Below are 3321 nucleotides of genomic sequence, written 5' to 3' on the forward strand. Positions count from 1 at the left end.
AAAAAACCAAAAAAAAGGGAGCCCCGCCTCTATCGATATGGCGGCTGAAGAAAGGATGGTCGCGCCGGGATTATGCAAATGGGCCGCGCCGAACAGGGCCGCTGAAACCACAACTCCGGTTCTGATGCCGAATGCACAGGACAACAACCGGAAGATGATCAGGCGGGCCAGTAGCTCTTCCAGGAACCCGGTGCCCAGCGTCTCGCGAATGTCATGAGCCCAATCGGTCCATGTCGCTGCCTGAAACGAGACATCTCCAAGAGCCAGCAGCACGAGCATGACCGAGGCCGTAATGCCCCCGCCTATGAGAATGCCCAGCGGGAGCTCGAGGATGGCAGGCCTCAGCGCCAGCTCAGAAACCGGTCGCTTCTCGAGCCTGCGCACCAACAACACATAAGTGCCGTAGGCCAACGCCACAGTCACGAATGCAGCACTGATGATGACCGTCGGACTGGTCGTCAGTTTTTCACGGATGATCGACTGCAGGCTCAGCTCGATAACGGTCACGACCAACATCGCAAGCATCCAACCCAGAATGCGTGCAATATGCCAGCGGCCAGGTGCGATGACCCCGCTCGTCTGGGTCAAGGCGTGAAAGGAATTCAAGACGTCTCTCTCCGCAGATGGCTATTGAGGGGTAACCGTTTCATTGACTGCCGGAATTGTCGCCCAGAGCCGTAGGGGTGCTGACGGCTTCGCGCAGTTGGTCGATCCGGTTGCGCAAGTCCCGCAGTTCGGTGATCGACAGACCGGTCGCCGCCAGGACGCAGGCCGGGATCGTCTCGGCCTGCACGCGCAAGGCCCGACCAGCCTCCGTCAGACGCACGCGCACCTGCCGCTCGTCCTTCTGGTCCCGGGCACGCTCGACCAAGCCGGCGCCTTCCAGTCGCTTGAGCAAAGGTGTCAGGGTGGAGCTGACTAGAAGGAGTTTAGACCCGATCTCGCCAACGAGCTTGCCGTCGCTGCCCCACAGGACCGTCATCACCAGATATTGCGGATAGGTGAGTCCCAGCGGTTCCAGTAGCGGCTGATACAGCCGATTGAAGGCATGACTCGCGGCGTAAAGCGAGAAACACACGAAATTCGACAGATCGGGTGCGGATAGGTCCTCGGGCATATCGTCCTCCATAGCACCACTCATTATATCGCGCAATATTTAATCGCCGACGATTTTTTTTGCATGGGAGCCATGCATTTAGAACGTTTTCACGACTATATCGTGCGCGATATATTGTATTGCACAGACCGATCGCGGCCTGACCGATACGGAGTAATCCATCATGAAACGCCTTGCCCCATCCATCGCCCTGGCCACCGCCCTCGCCGCCTCGCCGGCGCTCGCGGCCCCTGTGCTGGAGCCCACGACCCAGCATTTCCTTGACGGCTTGGCCGCGGCCCACGTCCCCGCCATCCCCTCGCTTTCGCCGCACGACGCCCGCGCGCTACTGGACGGCGCGCAAGGGTCGGTGAAGGTCTCTGCCCCCTTCGCCCGGATCACAGATCGCGTGCTGCCCATCGGCCCGACCGGCAGCACGCGCGTTCGTGTCTATCGCCCGGCCAACGTCACCAACCACGGCCCGGCTATCGTTTATTACCATGGTGCGGGCTGGGTGATGGGCGGCCCAGCGAGCCATGACCGCCTCGTGCGCGATCTGGCGGCGGGTAGCGGTGCGGTGGTGATCTTCGTCGATTACGAACGCTCGCCCGAAACGCGCTACCCGACCGCGATCGAACAGGATTATGCGGTTCTAACGTATGTTGCCCAACATGCGGTCGAATTCGGTATCGATCCGGCCCGCATTGCAATCGCCGGAGACAGCGTCGGCGGCAACATGGTGGCTGTCGTCTCTGCCCTGGTGGCCGAACGGCATGGACCCAAACCCGTGGCGCAGCTGCTCTTCTATCCGGTGACCGATGCCGCGATGAACGATAGATCCTATCGGGAATTTTCCAATGGTCCCTGGCTGACGGCGAAGGCAATGGACTATTTCTGGGACCAGTATTTGACCACTGGCACGGACCGCGCTCAGCCGCATGTCTCGCCACTGAATACACCGTATTCCATCCTGCACGGGCAAGCACCTGCCCTGGTCATCACAGATGAAAACGATGTTCTGCGTGACGAGGGGGAGGCTTATGCTCGCCGTCTGATCGAAGCTGGCGTGCCAGTTACGACGACGCGCTATGATGCGACGATCCATGATTTCGTAATGCTCAATGCGCTCGCCAGAACTCCGGCGGCTACCGCCGCTATCGCTCAAGCGACCCACTTCCTGCGCGATGCCTTTGCGAAGGTAAATTAAGCGCTTACCCCCAGGGATGGAGTGCCTCTAATGAGCAGTGGCGCTCCAGTCTCACCCTGTTCGTATCTTATTGCGAGCTACTCAGGCATTTACCAGAACCCCACGGGCCTCGCGGCGCAGAGCCTGGGGGGATTGGCCGTATTGCCGCATGAAGGCTTCGCGCATGCGGCGCAGATCGGAAAAGCCAGTTTCCTGCGCTACGGCATCTAACCCATGCCTGGTGCTGTCCAACAGGAGCCGAGCCGCTTCGAGACGGAGAAGTTCGATCGCCTTCGCGGGCGATCGGCCTGTCTCGGCCTGGAATGCGCGGCTAAACTGGCGCGGGGACAGTGCTGCAACGTCGGCAAGTTCCTCGATCGTTAGCGGATTGGCGAGATGGCTCTTGGCGTAAATCAGGACCTTTTGAATGCGATCGCTGCTCGCCGCGAGATCCAGGAGCTCAGAATGCTGGGACTGCCCACCTGCGCGCCGGTGATGCATCACCATACGGCGCGCGACGGCACCGGCTACATCAGCGCCCAGATCCTTCTCAACAAGCGCCACGGCCATATCCAATCCAGCGGTCAAACCGGCGGATGTCCAGACGGAGCCCTGATTGATGAAAATGCGATCCCCCTCGACGATGATTTGTGAGAAGCAGTCCCGCATATGTTGGGCATAGGCCCAGTGCGTTGTGGCACGCTGGCCGTCAAGAAGCCCGAGTTGGGCGACGAGGAACGATCCCGTGCAGACGCCGGCCACTCGCCTTGCCTCTCTCGCGGCCCGCCCTAGAACGGCGAGCGACGCATCGTCCTGCATTGGCGGCGGCGTCATACCGGCCATGAGCAGGAGGGTGTCGATCGGTCCTGATTCTGACAAAGCGACGGTTGGAACGTCCAGCCCACTAGAGGATTTTACAGGACCGCCAACCACTGAGTAGATGCCGAGCGAATAGAATTCTTCGCCTAATATCGTGTTCGCCAGCTCGAAAGCCGCCTGCACTCCAAGGGCGAGGAATTGAAAATGAGAGGTCAGAACC

Annotated in this window: 4 protein-coding genes; 1 reads left to right on the forward strand and 3 read right to left on the reverse strand. The window is 60.3% G+C overall.

Annotated elements, in window-relative coordinates; genetic code table 11:
- Together C0V97_RS17890 and C0V97_RS17895 are read right to left on the reverse strand one after the other, a co-directional pair.
- A partial coding sequence (locus C0V97_RS17890) for a CPBP family intramembrane glutamic endopeptidase (protein ID WP_148114980.1) occupies positions 1–606 on the reverse strand: 606 nt, incomplete at its 3' end.
- Positions 607–646: 40 nt separating this feature from the next.
- Positions 647–1141, reverse strand: a complete 495-nt coding sequence (locus tag C0V97_RS17895; protein WP_127102422.1) for a MarR family winged helix-turn-helix transcriptional regulator — start codon at positions 1139–1141, stop codon at positions 647–649.
- Between the two features lie 139 nt (positions 1142–1280).
- Here C0V97_RS17895 and C0V97_RS17900 point away from each other — a divergent pair, with 139 nt between their 5' ends.
- The gene (locus C0V97_RS17900; RefSeq protein ID WP_127102421.1) at positions 1281–2303 is read left to right on the forward strand and encodes an alpha/beta hydrolase; all 1023 of its coding nucleotides are present in this window, start codon (positions 1281–1283) and stop codon (positions 2301–2303) included.
- 81 nt (positions 2304–2384) lie between these two features.
- Here the strand turns inward: C0V97_RS17900 and C0V97_RS17905 are convergent.
- Positions 2385–3321 (reverse strand): GlxA family transcriptional regulator (locus tag C0V97_RS17905; RefSeq protein ID WP_127103753.1); only part of this gene is annotated, 937 nt, incomplete at its 5' end.

It is taken from the genome of Asaia sp. W19 (assembly GCF_003994335.1).
In the GTDB taxonomy this organism is placed as follows: domain Bacteria; phylum Pseudomonadota; class Alphaproteobacteria; order Acetobacterales; family Acetobacteraceae; genus Asaia.

Bases quoted from the DNA above. Each gene is read 5' to 3' on its own strand.
- C0V97_RS17900 (WP_127102421.1), top strand. From the start codon at position 1,281: ATGAAACGCCTTGCCCCATCCATCGCCCTGGCCACCGCCCTCGCCGCC.
- C0V97_RS17895 (WP_127102422.1), bottom strand. From the start codon at position 1,141: ATGAGTGGTGCTATGGAGGACGATATGCCCGAGGACCTATCCGCACCC.